Source organism: Corallococcus praedator (assembly GCF_003612125.1).
Lineage (GTDB): Bacteria > Myxococcota > Myxococcia > Myxococcales > Myxococcaceae > Corallococcus > Corallococcus praedator.
Genome location: NZ_RAWI01000714.1, coordinates 1 through 2,011, shown reverse-complemented (window position 1 = coordinate 2,011; position 2,011 = coordinate 1). Strand labels below are relative to the sequence as shown.

The following is a 2,011-nucleotide window of genomic DNA, read 5'->3' as shown; positions in this document are numbered from 1 at the left end:
GGAGGGGTAGGACTGGAGATTCTCCAGGGTGGCCGGGAGGTGATCCTGTCAACGCTTCAGGGCTCGGGCTCCGTGACGGACTCGGTGGCGGGGTCCGGGGCGGGAAGCTGCTGGAGCATGCGCTGGGCGAGCTCATGCCTGCCGTTGAGGGCCACGGTCTCATCCAGCAGCGTCCGGGCCGTCGCCACATCGCCCTGGCGGAGGGCCAGGCGCGCGCCCAGGACGTAGGCACGCATGAGGGTGCGGTCCTGCGAGCGAAGCGTCTCCAGTTCCTTCGAAACGCTCTGGAGGGTGACCGAGGGCGACCCTGAGCTGAGGGCATACTCGGCGTGGGCGAGCAGGCTCCAGGCGGCGGAGAGCTCCGCCTGACGCAGACGCTGGGCGAGGGCCAGTGCGTCGGGGGCGCTCGTCACCGCGGCATAGAGGGCCTGGGCCTTCAGGCGCGCGGCCACGGTCGCGGCGGGTTCCACTTCGGGCGCGGCGCGCACGGAGCCCATCTGGGCATCGAGCTTCGAGCGGCGCGCGTCGATGGCCTCGCGCAGCGGCTCCTGTTCGCGCGCGAGCGCCTGCATCTGGGCGCGCAGCGCGTTCGCGCGGTTCTCCCAGTCCGCCGGGGTCCGGCGGGCGTTGACCGCATCAAGCTGCTTCTGGAGCTGCTCCGACTGGAGCCGCAGCCGGTCGAAGTCCGCGTTCAGGTCGGCCAGTTGCAGGGTGAGCGCCACGGCCAGCTCGGCCTGGACCTCGGCGTACTTCGGGTGGGTGGTGGCGAGGGACTGGAGGCTCTGGATGGCCTGTTCGCGCGAGGCCGCATCGTCGCGGCGAAGCAGCGCCACGGCGCGGTCCTTCTCCTCCACGGCCGCCGCGGGCATGGCGGTGTTGCGATCGCGGAAGGCGGGATACGCCAGGTAGCCTGCGAGCCCGATGCCCGCGAGCACCGCGAGCACGAGGAGCGCACGGGTCAGCGTGGAGGATGAGCCCTGCCCGGGCCCGTACTCGATCATCGCCGGTTCGGACTTCGAGGCCCCGAGCAGCTCCGGAGGCAGGGTCCCCGAGGGCTTGCGCTCGGCAAGGGGCCGCTCCAGTCCGCCGCCCAGCAACGACTCGCTTGAAACGGCGGGACGCGACGGGACGGTGCGCGCGAACGGCGCGGCATCGTCGGGCAATGGGAGGCTCGACGTCGGAGCGGAGGTCGCCCACGGCATGCTGTCGTGGCCCTCCGGAACGAGCTTGGGTCGGGGGCCCGAGGCGGACGACCACGGCTGATCCGGCGACTCCCCCGAGGGCGAGATGTCCCCGAAGGACCGGGGAGGAGCACGGGGAGCGGACGGCTCCGGCGGGCCGGACACCGCACCGAAGGCCCGGGTGGATCCGCCTGCTTCAGGGCCACCAGGAGGCGGGACCGGTGAATCCGAAACGGCCCCGAACGCCCGCGTGGCGCCAGTGGCTTCGTACGTCCCCGACGAGGAACCGGGCACCGCGCCAAACGCACGCGTCGCTCCGACCGGCTCGGACGATGAGCCCGGGACCGCGCCAAACGCCCGAGTCGAACCACTGGCCGCGTCGAACGCGCCCGAAGATGAAGGACCCGGCACCGCGCCAAACGCACGGGTGGATCCATTCGCTGATTCGAACGCACCGGAAGGCGAAGGGCTCGGCACCGCACCAAACGCACGGGTGGCCCCACTGGCTGCGTCGACCGCGCCAGACGTCGAAGAACCCGGGACCGCACCAAACGCCCGCGTTGCCCCACTGGCTGCGTCAACCGCACCGGAAGTTGAAGGGCCCGGCACCGCGCCAAACGCCCGGGTGGCTCCGACAGCCTCGGCCGCCGGAGAAGCAGCAGGACCCGGCACCGCGCCAAACGCCCGCGTCGCCCCGCCCGGCTCCGAGAGACTGAACGTCCCCGCAGGAGAGGCGGGGACGGCACCGAAGGCCTGCGTCGTACTCCCAGGTCCCTGCGGCCGCGCACCCAATCCCGCGCCCGACGACGGCCCCTGGGGGGCCCCAGGGG

1 protein-coding gene is annotated in these 2,011 nt (G+C 72.7%); it reads right to left on the bottom strand.

What is annotated here, in order from left to right; genetic code table 11:
* Positions 1 to 56: 56 nt before the first annotated feature.
* Entirely contained in the window at positions 57 to 1,202 is a 1,146-nt protein-coding gene (locus D7Y13_RS41155) for a hypothetical protein (protein WP_147452636.1), read from the bottom strand.
* Between the last annotated feature and the right edge of the window lie 809 nt (positions 1,203 to 2,011).

Excerpts from the sequence above, each read along its gene's own strand:
- D7Y13_RS41155 (WP_147452636.1), bottom strand. The coding sequence starts at position 1,202 with ATGCCGTGGGCGACCTCCGCTCCGACGTCGAGCCTCCCATTGCCCGAC.